General features: G+C 73.7%; 19 protein-coding genes. 11 read left to right on the top strand and 8 right to left on the bottom strand.

All coding sequences use genetic code 11. The features are described from left to right. Nucleotides 1-57 precede the first annotated feature (57 nt). A complete protein-coding gene (locus DMB42_RS26355) occupies nucleotides 58-1,224 on the bottom strand; it encodes an acyl-CoA dehydrogenase family protein (protein WP_125637680.1) in 1,167 nt (388 codons plus the stop codon). A 177-nt stretch (nucleotides 1,225-1,401) separates the two neighbouring features. On the opposite strand from DMB42_RS26355, the gene argG reads away from it, so the two are divergent. Both argG and DMB42_RS26345 read left to right on the top strand, forming a co-directional pair. Further along, a complete protein-coding gene (argG, locus tag DMB42_RS26350; RefSeq protein ID WP_125637679.1) occupies nucleotides 1,402-2,850 on the top strand; it encodes an argininosuccinate synthase in 1,449 nt (482 codons plus the stop codon). 69 nt (nucleotides 2,851-2,919) lie between these two features. After that, nucleotides 2,920-4,035, top strand: coding sequence for a cupin domain-containing protein (locus DMB42_RS26345; RefSeq protein WP_125637678.1), 1,116 nt, complete (start codon nucleotides 2,920-2,922; stop codon nucleotides 4,033-4,035). Here the strand turns inward: DMB42_RS26345 and DMB42_RS26340 are convergent. The 4 genes from DMB42_RS26340 to DMB42_RS53420 form a co-directional block, all read right to left on the bottom strand. Then, nucleotides 4,027-4,602 (bottom strand): bifunctional 2-polyprenyl-6-hydroxyphenol methylase/3-demethylubiquinol 3-O-methyltransferase UbiG, encoded by a 576-nt coding sequence (locus DMB42_RS26340; protein ID WP_125637677.1) that lies wholly within the window; start codon nucleotides 4,600-4,602, stop codon nucleotides 4,027-4,029. The two genes, DMB42_RS26345 and DMB42_RS26340, sit on opposite strands and share 9 nt — an antisense overlap. Nucleotides 4,603-4,609: 7 nt before the next feature. Beyond that, nucleotides 4,610-5,272, bottom strand: coding sequence for a hypothetical protein (locus DMB42_RS26335; RefSeq protein ID WP_125637676.1), 663 nt, complete (start codon nucleotides 5,270-5,272; stop codon nucleotides 4,610-4,612). Between the two features lie 8 nt (nucleotides 5,273-5,280). Beyond that, on the bottom strand, nucleotides 5,281-5,736 hold the full coding sequence (locus DMB42_RS26330; RefSeq protein WP_125637675.1) for a hypothetical protein: 456 nt from the start codon (nucleotides 5,734-5,736) through the stop codon (nucleotides 5,281-5,283). 100 nt (nucleotides 5,737-5,836) lie between these two features. After that, nucleotides 5,837-6,013: a hypothetical protein gene (locus DMB42_RS53420; RefSeq protein ID WP_185844866.1), complete on the bottom strand. Its 177-nt coding sequence runs from the start codon at nucleotides 6,011-6,013 to the stop codon at nucleotides 5,837-5,839. 175 nt (nucleotides 6,014-6,188) lie between these two features. Between DMB42_RS53420 and DMB42_RS26325 the strand changes: the two genes are divergently transcribed. Genes DMB42_RS26325 through DMB42_RS26310 form a run of 4 tightly spaced genes read left to right on the top strand, consistent with a single transcriptional unit; the run spans nucleotide 6,189 to nucleotide 9,719 of the window. After that, nucleotides 6,189-7,103 carry an ATP-binding cassette domain-containing protein gene (locus DMB42_RS26325; RefSeq protein ID WP_125637674.1) on the top strand — a complete coding sequence of 305 codons (915 nt, stop codon included), beginning with the start codon at nucleotides 6,189-6,191 and terminating at the stop codon, nucleotides 7,101-7,103. Continuing rightward, nucleotides 7,100-7,891 (top strand): ABC transporter permease, encoded by a 792-nt coding sequence (locus tag DMB42_RS26320; protein WP_125637673.1) that lies wholly within the window; start codon nucleotides 7,100-7,102, stop codon nucleotides 7,889-7,891. The genes DMB42_RS26325 and DMB42_RS26320 overlap by 4 nt, the downstream gene beginning before the upstream one ends. Nucleotides 7,892-7,902: 11 nt before the next feature. Beyond that, nucleotides 7,903-9,084: a sensor histidine kinase gene (locus DMB42_RS26315; RefSeq protein ID WP_260477951.1), complete on the top strand. Its 1,182-nt coding sequence runs from the start codon at nucleotides 7,903-7,905 to the stop codon at nucleotides 9,082-9,084. Continuing rightward, on the top strand, nucleotides 9,075-9,719 hold the full coding sequence (locus DMB42_RS26310) for a response regulator transcription factor (RefSeq protein WP_125637671.1): 645 nt from the start codon (nucleotides 9,075-9,077) through the stop codon (nucleotides 9,717-9,719). Before DMB42_RS26315 ends, DMB42_RS26310 begins: the two co-directional genes overlap by 10 nt. Nucleotides 9,720-9,752: 33 nt before the next feature. Here DMB42_RS26310 and DMB42_RS26305 read toward each other — a convergent pair whose 3' ends face one another. Continuing rightward, nucleotides 9,753-10,580, bottom strand: coding sequence for a metallophosphoesterase (locus DMB42_RS26305; protein WP_221762345.1), 828 nt, complete (start codon nucleotides 10,578-10,580; stop codon nucleotides 9,753-9,755). A 149-nt stretch (nucleotides 10,581-10,729) separates the two neighbouring features. On the opposite strand from DMB42_RS26305, the gene DMB42_RS26300 reads away from it, so the two are divergent. The 3 genes from DMB42_RS26300 to DMB42_RS26290 all read left to right on the top strand — a co-directional run bounded on the left by DMB42_RS26300 (nucleotide 10,730) and on the right by DMB42_RS26290 (nucleotide 13,203). Further along, nucleotides 10,730-11,476, top strand: coding sequence for a hypothetical protein (locus DMB42_RS26300; RefSeq protein WP_125637669.1), 747 nt, complete (start codon nucleotides 10,730-10,732; stop codon nucleotides 11,474-11,476). Next, complete coding sequence (locus DMB42_RS26295; protein WP_125637668.1) at nucleotides 11,473-12,297, top strand: hypothetical protein; 825 nt, start codon at nucleotides 11,473-11,475, stop codon at nucleotides 12,295-12,297. The genes DMB42_RS26300 and DMB42_RS26295 overlap by 4 nt, the downstream gene beginning before the upstream one ends. Before the next feature lie 69 nt (nucleotides 12,298-12,366). Next, nucleotides 12,367-13,203, top strand: coding sequence for an aldo/keto reductase (locus tag DMB42_RS26290; protein WP_125637667.1), 837 nt, complete (start codon nucleotides 12,367-12,369; stop codon nucleotides 13,201-13,203). Between the two features lie 21 nt (nucleotides 13,204-13,224). On the opposite strand, the gene DMB42_RS26285 is transcribed toward DMB42_RS26290, so the two are convergent. Then, nucleotides 13,225-13,983, bottom strand: coding sequence for a maleylpyruvate isomerase family mycothiol-dependent enzyme (locus DMB42_RS26285; RefSeq protein ID WP_125637666.1), 759 nt, complete (start codon nucleotides 13,981-13,983; stop codon nucleotides 13,225-13,227). 61 nt (nucleotides 13,984-14,044) lie between these two features. After that, on the bottom strand, nucleotides 14,045-14,953 hold the full coding sequence (locus tag DMB42_RS26280) for a winged helix-turn-helix transcriptional regulator (RefSeq protein WP_125637665.1): 909 nt from the start codon (nucleotides 14,951-14,953) through the stop codon (nucleotides 14,045-14,047). A gap of 56 nt (nucleotides 14,954-15,009) precedes the next feature. Here DMB42_RS26280 and DMB42_RS26275 point away from each other — a divergent pair, with 56 nt between their 5' ends. After that, nucleotides 15,010-16,299, top strand: coding sequence for an MFS transporter (locus DMB42_RS26275; protein ID WP_125637664.1), 1,290 nt, complete (start codon nucleotides 15,010-15,012; stop codon nucleotides 16,297-16,299). A 68-nt stretch (nucleotides 16,300-16,367) separates the two neighbouring features. Beyond that, the gene (locus DMB42_RS26270; protein ID WP_125637663.1) at nucleotides 16,368-17,285 is read left to right on the top strand and encodes a MerR family transcriptional regulator; all 918 of its coding nucleotides are present in this window, start codon (nucleotides 16,368-16,370) and stop codon (nucleotides 17,283-17,285) included. The last annotated feature ends 1 nt before the right edge of the window (nucleotide 17,286 follow it).

Genomic DNA, 17,286 nt, shown 5'->3' with positions numbered 1-17,286 from the left:
CACTCACACCATCGGCCGGACCCGCACCACCGGCCCGGCCCGTTCCGTCGGCCGGGCTCAGGGTTCCAGGGCGAAGACCGCCCATTCCTCGCCCTGGGCCAGCCCGGCCAGCTCGCGCCCGCACTCCCGCAGCACCTGCGGGCCCGAGGTGATGTGCTGGGCTCCGGCGTGCGCGTCCCGGAACAGGCGCTGGATCAGGCCGTCGCGCAGCGCGCCGGTGCCGCCCGAGGCGTAGACGAACCCGGCCACCTCCGTGAGCGTCGAGGTGGCGTGGTTGAGCGCGAGCCGTACCATCGTCTCCTGGCGGGTGGACAGCGTGCCGCCCGCGTCCAGGGTGGCTTCGACGTCGTCCCACGTCTGGCGGACCAGGGCGTGCGCGGCGCGGTGGGCCGCCTCGGCGCGGGCGAAGCCGGTGTGGAAGGCCTCGCTCGCGGCGAGCTGGCCGGGCCGCCCGGCGCGGGCCGTCACGTGGCGGCCCAGCTCGTCCAGCAGGCGGCGGCCGACGCCGAGCGCCCAGGCCGAGTGGCAGATCAGCGCCTGGTCGAGCAGGCCGAGCCGGTAGATCGCGCCGCCGCGCAGCGGCTCGTCCTGGCTGAACAGGTGCGTCCGGGACTCCGGCACGAACACGTCGTCGATGGCGTAGTCGATGCTGCCCGTCGCGCGCAGGCCCAGGACGTCCCAGTTGCCGAGCGGCTCGGCCGCCTCGACCGGGGTGATGAAGATGCGTTCCTCGCCGGTGCCCTCCACGACGCCCAGGCTGTGCACGTACTGGGCGTGCGGCATGGCCGAGGCGAAGCTCCACCGGCCGCTCAGCCGGAAGCCGCCGTCCTCGCGCACGGCGGTGCCCGGCCGGGTGCCCTGGCCCGCGAACAGCGGCGTCCGGGGGCCGCGGAAGATGTGTTCCACGGCCTCGTCGCCCAGGTAGGCGCCGCCCGTGCCGTTCTCCAGGGTGGTGGCCATGACGACCCAGCCGGTCGAGGCGTCGGCGTAGGACAGCTCCTCGAAGACGGCGAGCAGCTCCGCCGGGGACAACTCCGCGCCGCCCAGCGGGGCGGGCAGCCAGATGCCGAAGAGCCCGGCCTCGTGCAGGGCCTCCACGACGGGGTCGGTGAGCCTGCCCAGCGCCTCGGCCTCGGCGGCCTCGCGCTCGATCAGCGGGCGCAGGTCGCGGGCACGGTCAAGGTGGGTCGGGCCGGCGGAATGCAGTCGCGGCTTGTCGCTCATGTCCCGGTGCTCCTGTTCGTGATCGTCGCGGTCCTTCCTCCGTCAGATCACGTCCCCGCCCTGTTGTCCAGCCTCCCTGGGAAAACACCGCGGGCGCGGTGTCCGCCGGGGACTGTCCGGCAGGCGGATGAGCGGATGGCTTTGCATGACCATGCGTTGCAATGCATAATCTTATCCATGTCCAAGGTTCTCACCTCCCTGCCCACCGGCGAGCGGGTCGGCATCGCCTTCTCCGGCGGTCTCGACACCTCGGTGGCCGTCGCGTGGATGCGCGACAAGGGCGCCGTCCCGTGCACCTACACCGCCGACATCGGCCAGTACGACGAGCCCGACATCGCCTCGGTGCCCAGCCGCGCGCTGGCCTACGGGGCCGAGCTCGCGCGCCTGGTCGACTGCCGCGCCGCGCTGGTCGAGGAGGGCCTGGCCGCGCTCACCTGCGGCGCGTTCCACATCCGCTCGGGCGGGCGGGCCTACTTCAACACCACCCCGCTCGGCCGCGCCGTCACCGGGACCCTGCTGGTGCGGGCCATGCTCGAGGACCAGGTGCAGATCTGGGGCGACGGCTCGACGTTCAAGGGCAACGACATCGAGCGGTTCTACCGCTACGGCCTGCTGGCCAACCCCCACCTGCGCATCTACAAGCCCTGGCTCGACGCCGACTTCGTCTCCGAGCTCGGCGGGCGCAAGGAGATGTCGGAGTGGCTGCTCGCCCACGGGCTGCCCTACCGCGACAGCACCGAGAAGGCGTACTCGACCGACGCCAACATCTGGGGCGCCACCCACGAGGCCAAGACCCTGGAACACCTCGACACCGGCGTCGAGACCGTCGACCCGATCATGGGCGTGCGCTTCTGGGACCCCGAGGTCGAGATCCTGCCCGAGGACGTCACCATCGGCTTCGACCAGGGCCGCCCGGTGACGATCGACGGCAAGGAGTTCGGCTCCCCGGTCGACCTGGTGATGGAGGCCAACGCGATCGGCGGCCGGCACGGCCTGGGCATGTCCGACCAGATCGAGAACCGCATCATCGAGGCCAAGAGCCGCGGCATCTACGAGGCCCCCGGCATGGCGCTGCTGCACGCCGCCTACGAGCGGCTGGTCAACGCCATCCACAACGAGGACACGCTGGCCACGTACCACAACGAGGGCCGGCGGCTCGGCCGGCTCATGTACGAGGGCCGCTGGCTCGACCCGCAGGCGCTCATGCTGCGCGAGTCGCTGCAGCGCTGGGTCGGCACGGCGATCACCGGCGAGGTCACCCTGCGCCTGCGGCGCGGCGAGGACTACTCGATCCTCGACACCACCGGCCCCGCCTTCAGCTACCACCCCGACAAGCTGTCGATGGAGCGCACCGAGGACTCCGCGTTCGGCCCGGTCGACCGCATCGGCCAGCTCACCATGCGCAACCTGGACATCGCCGACTCGCGCGCCAAGCTGGAGCAGTACGCCACGCTCGGCATGGTCGGCACCACCCACCCCGCGCTCATCGGCGCCGCCCAGGCGGCCTCGACCGGCCTCATCGGCGCGATGCCGCAGGGCGGCGCCGAGGCCATCGCCTCGCGCGGCGAGGTCGCCGAGGACGACGAGCTGCTCGACCGCGCCGCGATGGAGTTCGGCACCGACTGACGCGCCTTCCCGGGCCGCCGCCGCGCGGCCCGGGGCGTGGCGCGCGGACGCCACGGGTACGGACCGGAGATGATGATCGACGAGCGGGACGGCGCGGACGTCACGCCCGCCACCGACTGGCTGCTCGGCCCGGTGTCCCGCGAGGAGTTCCTGCGCGACCACCGGGGGCGGCGGCATCTCCTGCTGCGCAGGCGGTCGCCCGGCCACTACCGCGAGCTGTTCTCGCTGGCCCGCTTCGACGAGCTCCTGTCCGGCTCCGGCCTGCACGCCGGGGCCGTGCGCGTGGTCCGCGACGGCCGCGCCGACGGCGGCGCGGCCGGGCTGGAGGACCTCTACGCCCGCTACCGCGACGGCTCGACCCTGATCATGCCCTCGGTCCACGACCGCTGGCCGCCGCTGCGGGAGCTGTGCCGCCGGCTGGCGGGCGAGTTCAGCGCGGAGTGCCGGGTCAACGCCTACCTCACACCGCCGCGGGCGCGCGGCTTCGACGTCCACCGCGACTCCCACGACGTGTTCGTGTTGCAGGTGGCCGGGTCCAAACGCTGGAGAATCCACCAGGACGCCCGCCAGGAGTTCGACCTGTGCGAGGGGGACCTGCTCTACCTGCCGCGCGGACTGCCGCACGAGGCCGCCTCGGCGCACGGCACGTCCCTGCACCTGAGCGTCGGCGTCCATCCCCTCACCTGGGCCGACGTGCTGCTGGCCGGGTGCGAGGCGGCCGTCGCCGACGACCCCGCCTTCCAGGAGCCGCTGCCCTTCGGCTTCGCCCGTACGACCGGCGGCCGGGCCGCCACGCGGGAGCGCGTCCGGGAGCTGACCGCCCGCCTGGGAGCCGTCCTCACCCCCGACAGGCTGGCCGACGACGCCGTGGACATGGCGCTGCTCGCCGAGGGCGACCGGCTGGGCGGCCACCTGCTCGACCTCGCGGGCCTGGCCGGACTCGACGCGGGCACCGCCGTACGGCGCCGCCCCGGCCTGCGCTGGGAGACCAGACGGGACGCCGGCACGCTGGTCCTCCCCTTCCACGGCAAACGGCTGAGCCTCCCGGCCCGGCACGAGGCGGCCTTCCTGCGCATGGCGGACGGCGAGCCCTTCACGGCGGCCGGCCTGCCCGGGGAGGACGGCCTCGCCCTCGTACGCCGCCTGGTCGAGGAGGGTTTCCTGACCCTCGCGGCGTCAGGCTGACCCGGCGGGCCTGCGGAAGACGCAGCGCACCACGTGCCAGTGTTTGGGCTCGTCCCTGGCGTCGATGCCGTCGTAGCGGTCCTCACGCAGGACGACCGGCTCCAGCCGGGGGAACAGCGCGCCCGCCTCGGGAGCGCGCAGGAACGTGCGTCCCGGCCGCCCCGCCCAGGCGTCCTCGGGACCGAAGAAGGTGCAGCACAACACGCCGCCCGCGGCCAGGCCGCCGGCCAGCGCGGCCGCCACCCGGCGTACGTCGGCCCTGGGCAGGAAGGGCAGGACGTGGATCGCGACCATGAACGAGTAGGCTCCTGCCGCGACCGGCACGTCACGTACGTCGGCGTGCACGACCCGCAGCCGCGGATGCCGCCATGCCGCCGCCAGCGCGAGTGTGCACGGGTCGGTGTCCACGGCCTCGACCGAGAAGCCCAGCTCCAGCAGGAAGCGGGTGTCGTTGAGCGGGCCCGCGCCGACGTCCAGCGCGCGCCCGCGGACGCCGCCGAGCACGCCCAGCGCCTCGACGACGAGCGAGTTGGGCCCCCGCCCCGCCCGCAGGGAGGCGTAGGTCACGCCGCCGCTAGCCGCTCACCTTGAGGATGCGCTGCTCGATCAGCACCTCGGCCAGGGCGACCCGCTCCTCCCCGGTCAGGCCGCCGGGCAGCTCCCTGACGTAGAAGGCGCCGGTGCGGGCCACGAACTCCAGCGCGGGCGAGGCGATCATGTTGGCGCCCACCAGCGGCTCGCCCGACGGGGAGAGCAGCTCGACCTGGTTCCCGTCGCGGCGGGTGGTCAGCAGCCCGGCGCGGTCGTTCAGCACGCGGCGGGTCAGCGTGACGGTGCGGTGGTCGTACCAGACGTCGGGGAGCGGGCAGCCGAAGAGCTCCTCGTAGCGGTCGCGGAACTCGGCGAACGTGGCCACCGGGGTCTCCTCGGCGGGCTCGTCCCGCACGCCGGGGTCGTTGCTCGGGCTGTGGTGGACGTACCGGCCGAAGTAGGTGCGGCAGAACTCGGTGTACAGGCCGGTGAACAGGATGAAGTGATGCCAGGCGTCGTCCACGCGCGTCGAGTGCATCATCCAGATCCGCGACCGGTCGACCTGCGTGAGCACGAGGTACTTCTTCGCCTCGGCGAACAGCTCCCCGGCCTCCTCCTCCGTCGCGGCGACGCGCTCCTTGACGAGCCGTTCGAGGAGGTAGGGCGCCTGGTGGTCGAGCGCGGCGAGCGAGGTGTCGGTGATCATGGGTCCCCCTACTCCGGCGACGACTTCCTGCGGCAGGACGAGACGCACACGCTGCTGCAGTCGCGGCAGGTCATGCAGGGGCTGTGGCAGTCGGCGCGCTCGGTCTTGACCCGCAGGTGCAGCCGGCCCGTCCGGATCTCCCCGGCGTCCTCGGCGACCTCCGAGGTCAGGGACGCCTCCGCCGTGCCGGCCTGCCGGCGGACGACCTTGGCGTCCCGGCGTACCCAGAGCACCTTCGCGCCGAAGAGCAGGATGGTCTCGGGCACGTTCTCGATGTGCAGGACGCCACTCAGCGGGATGTCGAGGGCCGAGTTCAGATCCTCCAGGCTGGGATACAGCGTGACGAAGCCGTCCTGGTGCGGCGGGCCCACGTAGCCCCAGAACGTCATGGTGTCCGGGTGGCCCTCCTGGAGCAGCTTGACCAGGAGAGGATGCGCCTCGGGCCCTTGTACGGCTTTGCTCATGGCAGTACTCCTCGTTCCCGGCGAGCCTGACATCCCGGCCCCGGGGGCGGCGGCGCGACGCGCCGCCGCTTTGCCGAACCCGGGGCCGCGCCGGGCTGGCTCAGCCGAGGTCGGCCTGTGGCGCGCCCGGGGCGTTCGCCTCGGCGAAGACGCCCGCCTGCTCGGACGCCGGTGACGGCGTCTGCTCCATGAGCGCCTGGATCGCGGACCTGCGCCTGTCGAGGCCCGCTTCGTCGATGCTGATCCGCCGCCGGTTCCGGCTCTTGTCGTCGGTCATGCTCGGCAACCGTAGTGAGCCGGACGTCAACGCGGGGCAACGTCAACACCTTGTTTGGGCGCGGGAGCCGGCACCCGGCCAGCCGTTCTGACTTGGTCTCTTCCGGTTTTCCGCCATCAAGGTCGGCGGCCGGACCCCATGGTGGCCGGGCCGCCGGCTGCCTAGCGTGACCGTCGTGATCAGTCTCAGGGGTTTGACCAAACGGTACGGCGCCCGCACGGCGGTGGACGACCTGTCACTGGAGCTGAGGCCTGGCGCGGTGACCGGCTTCCTCGGGCCGAACGGCGCCGGCAAGTCCACCACGATGCGCCTCGTCCTCGGGCTCGACCGGCCCTCGGCGGGCACGGCGCTCATCGGGGGCGTGCCGTACCACCGGATCAGCAACCCGCTGCGGACGGTCGGCGCGCTGCTCGACGCGCGGGCGCCGCACCCCGGGCGCAGCGGGCGCGCGCACCTGACCGCGCTGGCCCGCAGCAACGGGATCGCCACGCGGCGGGTGGGCGAGGTGCTGGAGAGCGTCGGGATGGCGGGCGCGGCGGGTCGCCGGGCCGGGGCGCTGTCGCTCGGCATGAGCCAGCGGCTCGGCATCGCCGCCGCGCTGCTCGGCGATCCGGAGGTGCTGATGTTCGACGAGCCCGTCAACGGGCTCGACCCCGACGGGGTGCGGTGGGTGCGCGGGCTCATGCGGTCGCTGGCCGCCGAGGGCCGCACGGTGTTCGTCTCCAGCCACCTGATGAGCGAGATGCAGCTCACCGCCGACCACCTGGTGGTGATCGGCAAGGGCCGGCTGATCGCCGACGCGCCGCTGGCCGAGGTCATCGGGCGCAGCTCGCTGACGGCCGTGCTGGCCCGCACCCCGCACGCGGGGGATCTGGCCGGACGCCTGCGCGCCGCCGGGATCGCCGCAGAACGCGTCGCCGAGAACGAGGTCGCCGCCACCGGCGCCCCCATCGAACGGGTCGGCGACCTGGCGCACGAGGCCGGGATCAGGCTGCACGGGCTGCGCACCAGGGAGGCGTCCCTGGAGCAGGCCTATCACGAGCTGACGGAGAACAGCGTGGAGTACGGGGCGACGGGAGCGGGCGCGTGAGGGCGTTGGGACAGGCGGCCTGGGCCGAATGGGGGAAGTTGTGGTCGGTCCGGTCCACGTGGTGGTGCCTGGCCTGCGCGTCGGCGCTCATGGTGCTGACCGCGGTGGCCCTGGCCGCCGCCCAGGCCACCGACGCCGTGCGCGACCGGGTGCCCGGCGTACGGGTGACCGCGAGCGAGTCCGTGGTGTCGGCGACGTCGTTCGTGCAGTTCGCGCTGGTCGCCCTGGCCATGCTGGTGATCACGGCCGAGTACTCCTCCGGCGGCATCAGGGTCACGTTGCAGGCCACGCCGGTACGCGGGGTCGTGCTGGCCGCCAAGGCGCTGGTCGTGGCGCCGGTGATGTTCGCCGCCGGGGTCCTGTCGGGCGCGGTGGCGACGGCGGCGGTCTACGCGGTGCTCCAGGCCGACGCGTTCGGCGGGCTCGTCGTGCTGCCGTTCGGGGAGGCCGTACGCGACCTGGCGGGCGCGGGCCTGTACTTCGCTCTGGTGTCGGTGCTGACGCTGGGCGTCGGGGCCGCGATGCGCAGCGCGGCGGGCACACTGACCGTGGTGTTCATGCTGCTCATGGGCCTGCCGCTGTTGCTGCTGATGACCGGGAGCCAGGCGGCGCTGGACGCCTCGATGCGCATGCCGATGTTCGCCGGGCTGGCCTTCATGGACAGCGTGGACAACATGACCGGCGGGCCCATCCCGTACTCGGCAGGGGAGGGTCTGGCATGGCTGCTGGCCTGGGCGGCGGCGGGGGTGGCGGCGGGCTACGCCGTACTGCGCCGCCGCGACGCCTAGACTTCGGGCCCGTGTCGGACCATCGGGACAACGAGCAACGGGATACCACGGGCAGGCGGGCGGCCAGAGCCCTGACCGGGGTGCTGGCCGGCATGGCGCTCGGCGCCGTCGAGCTGGCCTTCCTCTGCGTGGCCTGGCCCGCGTCGCTGATCCCGGCCGCCCGCCCGGCGGCCCGGCGCGGCCTGGCCCGGCTCATGGCGCTCGAACGCGCCCGGCTGAGCAGGTGGCTCGGCCACCCCGCCACCACCCGTGACGGCGGTTACGCCTACCTCGCCGCCCGCGCCGCCCTGGGCGTGCTCGGCGGGTACGGCTGCGCCGTCGCCCTGTTCGTCGGCGGCCTGCTGCTGGCCGGCGGCGCGTGGGAACTGGTCGCGGGCGGTTCGGACGCCGTCCCGATCGACCTGCCGGGCGTCAAGATCGTCACCAGCGGCGGCATGCTCGGCCTGACCGGCGGCGTGGCCCTGCTGGCCGTGACCGCGCTGCTCGCCCTGGCCATGGGCGCCCTCGAACGCCGCCTGGCCGCCCACTTCCTCGGCCCCGGCGGCGACGAGCTCATGCGCCGCCGCATCGCCGAGCTGACCGCGACCCGCTCCGGCATCGTCCGGGCCGTGGACGACGAACGCCGCAGGATCGAACGCGACCTGCACGACGGCGTCCAGCAGCGCGGCGTGGCCCTGGCCATGCTGCTCGGCCGGGCCCGGCACGGCCGCGACCAGGCCAGGACCGTCGAGCTGGTCGACCAGGCTTACACCGAGTCCCGCCGCCTCCTCGACGAGCTGCGCAGCGTGGCCTGGCGCGTCTACCCCACCGCCCTGGACGAGCTGGGCCTCAAGGCCGCCCTCGCCGGCGTCGCCGAACGCGCCGGCGTGCCGGTCACCGTGCACTACGGGCTGTCGGCCCGCCCCGCCGGCGAGATCGAGACCGCCCTGTACTTCGTGACCAGGGAGGCGATCACCAACGCGGTCAAGCACGCCCGCGCCCGTGACATCCTGGTCGTCGTGGGCGAGGACGAACGGACGGTGAGCGTGGCGGTCTCCGACGACGGCGAGGGCGGCGCCGACCCGGCGGGCGGCGGCCTGTCCGGGCTGTCCCGGCGGATCCTGGCGCTCGACGGCACGTTCACCGTGGACAGCCCGCCCGGCGGGCCCACGAAGATCGTCGCCACGCTGCCGAAGGAGCCGCCGTGCGGCTGATCCTGGCCGACGACTCCGTGTTGCTGCGCGAGGGCCTGACCCGGCTGCTCGCCGAGGCCGGCCACGACGTCGTCGCGGCCGTGGGCGACGCGTCCGCGCTGCTGGCCGCCGTCGCCGGGCACCGGCCCGACGTGGCGGTGATCGACGTGCGCATGCCGCCCGGCCACAAGGACGAGGGGCTGCGGGCCGCCCTGGAGATCCGGGCACGATGGCCGGAGGTGGGCGTGCTCGTCCTGTCCCAGTACGTCGAGCAGCACTACGCCGCGACCCTGCTGGCCGGGCCCGCCGAAGGGCTCGGCTACCTGCTGAAGGACCGGGTCTCGGAGGTGGCCGACTTCCTCGACTCGCTCGAGCGCGTACGCGCGGGCGGCACGGCCTTCGACCCCGAGGTCGTCCGGCAGCTTTTGGCCCGTACCAGCCACGCCGACCCGCTGAGCCGGCTGAGCCCGCGCGAGGGCGAGGTTCTGGCGCACCTGGCGCAGGGGCTGGTCAACGCGGCCATCGCCGAGCGGCTGCACGTGTCGGCGTCCACGGTGGAGAAGCACGTCAACGCGATCATGGACAAGCTCGACCTGCCGCGCGACGCCGGCTACAGCAGGCGGGTGCTGGCGATCCTGCGCTACCTGGAGAGCTGACGGCCGGGGCGGTCCGGCCTGCTCACACGTCGGTCACACGTCGATCACGCGGGGCAGCGCCGGAGGGTTCGGCCGGGGTTGCCACTCCCGGGGGTAGCCGAGCGAGACCTCCATGAACGGCACGCCGTCGTAGTGGGTCAGGCGCGGGATGTGCAGGTGGCCGTACACGACGACGGCGGCGTCGTAGTCGAGGTGCCAGCGGGCGGTGCGCTCGGTGCCGCACCACTGGGCGAACTCCGGATACCTGAGGACCCGCGTCGGCTCGCGGACCAGGGGATAGTGGTTGACCAGCACGGTCGGTAACCCCGGCGGCCGGGCCGCCAGTCGCGCCTCGGTCAGCTCGACCCGGGCCGCGCACCAGGCGTCCCTGCTCGGGTGGGGGTCGGGGTGCAGCAGCGCCTCGTCGGTGCAGACGATGCCCGACTCGTACGCCATCCGCAGCGCCTCCTCCTTGGTCGCCGCGCCCTCCGGCCGGAAGGTGTAGTCGTACAGGACGAACAGCGGCGCCACCGTGACCGGCCCGCGCGCCCCCTCCCAGACCGGGTACGGATCCTCGGGGGTCACGACGCCGAGGTCGCGGCAGAGCTCCACCAGGTACCGGTAACGCTCCTCGCCGCGCAGCCGCACCGGGTCGCGGGCCGGCGTCCACAGCTCGTGGTTGCCCGGCGCCCAGACGACCTTGGCGAACCGGCCGGCCAGCAGGCTCAGCGCCCAGGCGATGTCCGTGGACAGCTCGCCGACGTCGCCCGCGACGACCAGCCAGTCGCCGTCGGACCCCGGGCGCAGCTCCTCGACGATCTTCCGGTTCTCGGGATGGTGCACGTGCAGGTCGCTGACGGCGAGCAGACGTGGAGCAGTGATCACGTCTCGGATCGTACGCCGCCCGGCGGGCCGGGCGGTCCGTGATGCTGACCGTCCGGCTAGTAGGCACGGTCGGCGTCACCCCAGAGCATTAGTCCTCACCGGCCGACAAGGGGGGCCGATGAGGGGGCAGATGAGGGGGAGGGGCGATGAAACGAGCAAAAAAACATGGGGGCTCGGGGACGGCCAAACGGAAGAAGGGCGAAGACGACGAGTCGCCGCAGGGGAGCACCAAGAAGGTCGTCAAGACCAGGAGGCAGGAGCCTCCCTCCGTCCTCGCGCGCCTGCTGACGGAGGTGCCGGACATGGCCGTCCAGGTGGTGGGCTTCCTCAGCCCGATCGACATCTACGCCGTGCGCCGGGTGAACAAGCAGGCCGCCGGGCTCGACCTCGTGCGCATCCCGCCGCCCGAGGCGAACATCCCGGACGGCCAGCCGTGGGGGCAGTTCGACCAGGAGATCATGTTCTGGCTCACCGAGGTGGCGCGCATCCGCCCAGGCGTGCCGCCCGAACGGTTCGTGTGGGCGCTGCGGAAGCTCTACAGCCAGGGGCTCGACCAGATGTACCTGGACCGCGACCGCATGGAGCAGATGGTGGTGGCGCTGGTCCAGAAGCGTCCCCGCTACCTCACGAGCACCCGCGTCCCGGCCGCGCCGGTCGGCGCCCGGCGGAAGATCGTCTCTCCGCTCCCGGCCGTCCCCGAGATCGCGAAGACGATCAAGCAGCTCGCGAAGCTCAACGGCCAGCAGAACGCCGACCAGATCATCGCGGACCTGGACAAGTTCTGGAAGGACCTGGAGGACGAGCGCGAGGCCATCAGGGACATCGAACGCGCGAAGCCGGAGAACCAGTGGACGACCACTCGGGACCCGGACAACAGTGAGGGGGAGGCATGACGGCGGACGCGGCGGTCGTCCAGCGGGCCGTACGGGACCGCTTGCAGGGCAAACTCGACCTGGTCAGGGCCTGGCTGACCAGCACCGAGGACGGTGGTGTGGAGACCGCCTTCCGCCGCGGGGCCGAGCGGTCCCCGCGGTCGGGTCCGGGCGGCGCCGACGGGCTGGTCTGGGCGCTGGTCCACCTGCGCGACAGCCTCGAAACCCTGCGCACCCTCGACGGGAACCGCCCCCGCGACACCCCCGACCGGGTCAGGAAGGCGAACGCCGCGCTCCCCGCCCTCCTCGACGAGGCGCGGAAGACGCTCGACGCCTGCCAGACGCTGGCCAGGGCGTACCTGCGCGGCGGCCCGGGGAGCGCCGACAGGGAACAGCGGCACGCCGACGTCGTCCGCCGGCTGGAGACGGACGCCAAGGCCATGGAGGACCTGCAGAACGAGTACGAGGCCGTACGGGCCGACCTCGTCCCCGACTCGCCCGACGACACGGACGACGCGCCGCCGCCCGAGGTGCCCGCGCTCAGCCGGGCCGCCGAGATCCTCGACCAGGCCCGGCGGTGTTGCCTCAAGGGTTATCTGGCGCTGCGGCTCGTCGTGGACGAGGAGATGCTGAGCTCGGCGAAGGGGACGAGCCTGAGCCCGTTCGAGTGGCCTCTGCTGCCCTACCTCGACCACCAGGAGGTGTTGCTGGCCTACCTCGACGTGCCCGCGGACGGCAAGGGCCGCGACGAGACGGACACGCTCCTCGCCGAGGCGCTCTCCGGCCCCCAGGGCAGGCAGGAGGTCCACGCCGCGGTCGAGGCGGTCAACCAGGGCCGCTGACCCACCCGGGTTGACCGCGGCGCCGCCGGGTACGTACGACACCTGCCCGCACCCGGAAGAGGACCAGCCATGACGACCGCGCCGACCCTCGTGCTCTCCGACGGCCGCCCCATGCCGCGCCTGGGCCTGGGCACCTGGCCGATGGACGACCGCCAGGCGCGCCAGGCCGTCGCCCACGCCCTCACGCTCGGCTACCGGCTGGTCGACACCGCCGCTAGCTACGGCAACGAGCAGGGCGTGGGCGCCGCGGTCGCCGAGTCCGGCGTGCCGCGCGAGGAGCTGTTCGTCACCACGAAGCTGCGCGGCGCCCAGCACGGCTACGACCTGGCGCTGCGCGCTTTCGAGGAGAGCCGGTCCCGGCTCGGCCTCGACTACGTCGACCTCTACCTGATCCACTGGCCGCTGCCCGGCCACGGCCTGTTCGTCGACACCTGGAAGGCGTTCGTACGGCTGCGCGAGGAGGGCCTGGCCCGCTCGATCGGCGTCTCCAACTTCACCCCCGGCCAGATCGAGCGGGTGGTCGAGGCCACCGGCGTGTGGCCCGCGGTCAACCAGGTCGAGCTGCACCCCGGGTTCCCGCAGGGCGACCTGCTGGCCTGGCACGCCGGGCACGGCGTGGCGACCGAGTCGTGGAGCCCGCTCGGCGCCGGCGGCAAGCTGCTCGACGACCCGGCCGTCACCGAGGTCGCCGCCGAGGCCGACCGCACCCCCGCGCAGGTCGTGCTCCGGTGGCACGTGCAGCTCGGCGCCGTGCCGATCCCCAAGTCGGCCGATCCCGGACGCATGCGCCACAACCTGGAGGTGTTCGACTTCGAGTTGTCGCCCGAGGAGATGGCGCGCGTCTCGGCGCTGGGCAGCGGCGGTGGCCGGCTCGGCGGCGACCCCGACCACCACGTGGAGCTGTAGCGCCTCGCAGCCCGTAGTGCCTCAGAACTGCGTGGCGGCCAGCCAGTGGTCCAGCAGGGCCCGGTCGCCGGTGATCGTCAGCCGCGGGTGCCCGGACGGCAGGCGGCGGGAGAACAGCAGCAGCAGGTCCGCGACCGCGCCCGAGGCCGTCACGTCGCCGGTGCTGTCGCCGCGTTCGTACCGGACGCCGTCCGGGGTTCTGGTGATCGTCCAGCCGGTCGCGCCCGAGGGCCGGATCGCGATGCGCTCACCCTGGCCGCGCAGCCCGGCGAGCCGCGGCAGGAACGCCTCCGCCGCCGGGTCGGACAGCAGGGCCAGGCCCTCGCCGATCCCGTCGGCCGCCAGGTCCGCCGCCACCTCGTAGCCGGCGCCCGTCGCGAGGGCGGCGTCGGCGTGGTGCACGCAGGTCTCGTTGAGCATCCTGCGCAACCAGAACAGCGCGGGCCGCGGGCCCAGGAACGTCCACACCGGGCGCTCCGGCCCGCCGTCGCGGACCGCGCCGGTCAGCGTCGCGGCGCCCTCCTCCAGCCATCCCGTCCAGCGGGCCGGCTCGCCGGGCTCGGCGTCGGGGACGGCCGGGACGGCGGCGTACGCGCCCGTGCGCACGATCTCCGCCGCCCACCGGTGGGCCTGCCCGATGTGCCCGGCCAGGTCGCGTACCCGCCATTCCGGACACGTGGGTACGACCGTGTCCGGGTCCGCCTCGGCGACCACCCTGGCGAACGCCGCCGTCTGCTCCTTCAGGCCCAGCGCGAGCCGTTCGTGACCGAGTTCCCTCATCTGCCGCACTCCTTCGCGTCGGTTGACGCCGTCACGGTAGGAACTCCAGTCGGACTGGAGGTCAAGTACCGCCGGACGCGGTGGACGGAAGGGCCTGCCGGTCGCGTACGAGGGCGAGCATCTCGTCCACCGAACCGGCCGGATCGCTGATCGGGAACTGCGTCGCCCGGATGATCGCGTCGGGGTCGACCAGCAGGGTGAGGCGCTTGAAGCGGTCGGCGCCGGCCGCCCGGAAGGTCGGCAGCAGCAGCCCGGCGGCGAGTCTGCTGTCCTGGTCGGACAGGAGAGGGAAGGGCAGCCTCGCGTGCGCCGCGAAGGCGGCCAGCTGGTCGGGGCGCTGGGTGCTCACGCCCCGGATCGCGGCGCCGGCCGCCTCGAAGGCGGCGCACCGGGAGGCGTAGGTGAGGGCCTCCAGCGTGCAGCCCGTCGTGCCCGGGATGTCGGCCCAACCGGGCGGGTAGGCCTGGGCGCCCGGGGCGAAGGCGCCGGGGAAGAAGTAGAGCACCGTCCAGAGGCCGTCCGGAGCGCCGGGCGCGACCGGCTCGCCGTCATGGCGTCGCAGCACGATGTCCGGCATCTTCCGGCCGACCAGCTCGTGCACGCGGCGGCTCTCGGCGGACCCGTCCTCGCTGGTCGCGGTCAGCGACCCGTCGCCCATCACGTGTCTGGCGCCCCAGTCCTGGAGGGCGATGAGCGCCGGCAGCAGGCCCTCGCCCTTCGGGGTCAGCACGTAGTCGTGGCGCGGCGGGCGCTCGGAGTAGGGCCGCCTCTCCAGCACGCCGTGCTCGACGAGCTTGGCCAGGCGTTCGGCCAGGGCCCGGCGGCTGACGCCGAGCTCGCGCTGAAGGCCGTCGAAGCGGGTGGTGCCGCCCGCGATGTCGCGCACGACCAGGAACGTCCACCAGTCGCCGATCACGCCCAGCGCTTGGGCGATGCCGCAGTCGGAGTCGGGTAGCTCTGCGCGCTTCACGTCCGTCAGTATAGAGTGCGTTCCATTCTGGAACTTACTTGGCGGAGGGCGCCGGCATGGACAACGGCAGTGGAGGGGCGGCGGGCGTCTTCTGGCGCTGGTGGACCGCGGGCACGACGAGCGCGGTCGGCTCGGCGGTGGGCGCGGTGGCGTTACCTTTGACCGCCTTGACGGTGCTGGACGCCTCCGCGTTCGAGATGGGCCTGATCGCCGCCGCCGGTTACGTCGCCTGGATCGTGATCGGCCTGCCCGCCGGCGTACTGGTGCAGCGAATGCCCATGCGAAGGGTGCAGATCATCGCGGACGTGGCCCGCGCGGCCGCGGTCGTCTCCATCCCGGTGGCCTGGTGGCTGGACCGGCTGACGGTCGCCCAGCTGGTGGTCGCGGCCCTCGTGATCAGCTTCGCGAACGTCGTCTTCGACGTCGCCAACTCGACCTTCCTGCCGTCGATCGTGAGCAAGGAGCAGTTGCAGTCCCGCAACAGCCTGACCTCCGGCACCCACGCCGCCACCCAGCTCGGCGGGCCGTCGATCGGCGGTCTCGTCGTCCAGGTGCTCGGGGCGGTGCCCACCCTCCTCGTGGACGCGGTGAGCTACCTGGTCTCGGCCCTGCTGCTGCGTACCCTGCCCGAACGCCATCCGCAGGCCCCCGACCGCTGGCCGCCGATGCGCGCGATGATCCGCGAAGGCTGGCGGTTCGTCGCACGCCACCCGGTCATGGGCCCGTGCATGTGGGCCGCCACCGCGGCGAACATGGTCTGCGGCGCACAACAGGCGCTCTACGCGCTGTACCTCGTACGCGAGCTGCACGCCGAGCCCGGCCTGGTCGGCCTGCTGCTGGCCGCGGACGGGGCCGGAACGCTGGCCGGCGCGGCCCTGACGAACCGGATCACCGCCCGGCTCGGCACCGCCCGCGCCCTGATCCTCGCCGGCTTCCTCACGGTCGCCGGGGCGCTCGTCGTCCCCCTCGGCGCCGGTTGGCAGGGGTACGCCGCCTTCGCCGTGGGCAACGTGGTGTTCTCCGCCGGGGTCGTGCTGCTCAGCGTGGTGACCCGTACGTACCGGCAGATCGCCAGCCCGCCCGACCTGCTGCCCCGGGTGATGGCCACGGTCCGCTTCGTCTCCTGGGGCGCGATCCCGGTCGGCGGACTGGTCGCCGGAGGCCTCGCCGGGGTGTTCAGCGGCCGGACCGCCCTGCTGGTCTTCGTCGCCGCGGCCGTCTGCGTGCCCCTGGTCCTGCTGGCCTCGCCCATCCGGCACCTGCGCGACCTCACCGACCACCAGGAGGACGACGGGCCCACCGGCCCGGCGCCGCCTCGCCGCCGGCTCGCCGCGGAAACAGGCTGAGGTTTCCCGGGCTGCGGGGCCGGCCGGGAAGTGGTGTCATTGAGGCATTCATCCCGGTGGAGGTTCACGTGCCTTTGGGGCAGGACACGATCGGCATCGGTGACCTGGCGCGGCTGACCGGCGTGTCGGTGCGGACCCTGCGCTTCTACTGCGACGAAGGCGTCATCGAGGCCAGGCGCAGCACGGGCGGCCACCGCAGGTTCGATCCGGCGGCGGTCGGGCGGGTCGCGCTGGTCAGGCGGCTGCGCGGGCTCGGGCTGGGGCTGCCCTCGATCGTGGCGGTGCTGAGGGGCGAACGTTCGATGGGCGAGGCGGTGGCGGCCGAGCGGGCCGAGCTCGACGTCCGGCTGGCCGGGCTGGCCTGGCGGCGGGCGTCGCTGCGCGCGGTCGAGGAGGCGGCCCCGGCCGACCGGGCCGCCCGGCTCGGCCTGCTGGCGGCCGTGGAGGACGGCGTGGCGGCCCGCGACGCGCTCGTCCGCTTCTGGCGCGGCCAGATGCTCTCCCCGGTGTCGGGCGCGTGGTTCGCCGGGTTCCTGGCCATGGTCGTGCCGCAGCCGCCCGTCGATCCGACGCCGTCGCAGGTGGTCGCGTACGCCGGGCTGGTGGCGGTGGCCGCCGACCGGTCGCTGGCCCGTACGCTGCTGGCCCGCGCCCGCGCGAACGGCAAGGCGATCCCCGACGAGGACGCGCTGATGACCGGCGTCGGCGAGGTGTGCGCGCTGGCCGAGCCGCTGGTCCGCGCGGGCGCCGAGCCGCGCGAGGGGGCCGAGCTCGACCTCTACGTCGGCGTGCACGCCTCGGCGCGCGGCGTCAGGGACACCCCGGCCTTCCGCCGCGAGCTGCTGGCCGGCGTGGCGCCCGACCGCGACCCCCGCATGCGCCGCTACTGGCGGCTCGTGGCGGAGGTCAGCGGCGACCCCGCCACGCTGGGCGACAGCCACCTGTGGCTGGCCGACTCCCTCGAACGGTCGGTCGAGGGCCGCTGAC

It is taken from the genome of Nonomuraea sp. WAC 01424, assembly GCF_003947315.1.
Lineage (GTDB): Bacteria > Actinomycetota > Actinomycetes > Streptosporangiales > Streptosporangiaceae > Nonomuraea > Nonomuraea spiralis.
Note: the sequence above shows the minus strand (reverse complement) of the source record. Positions and strands in the feature narration are given on the sequence as shown.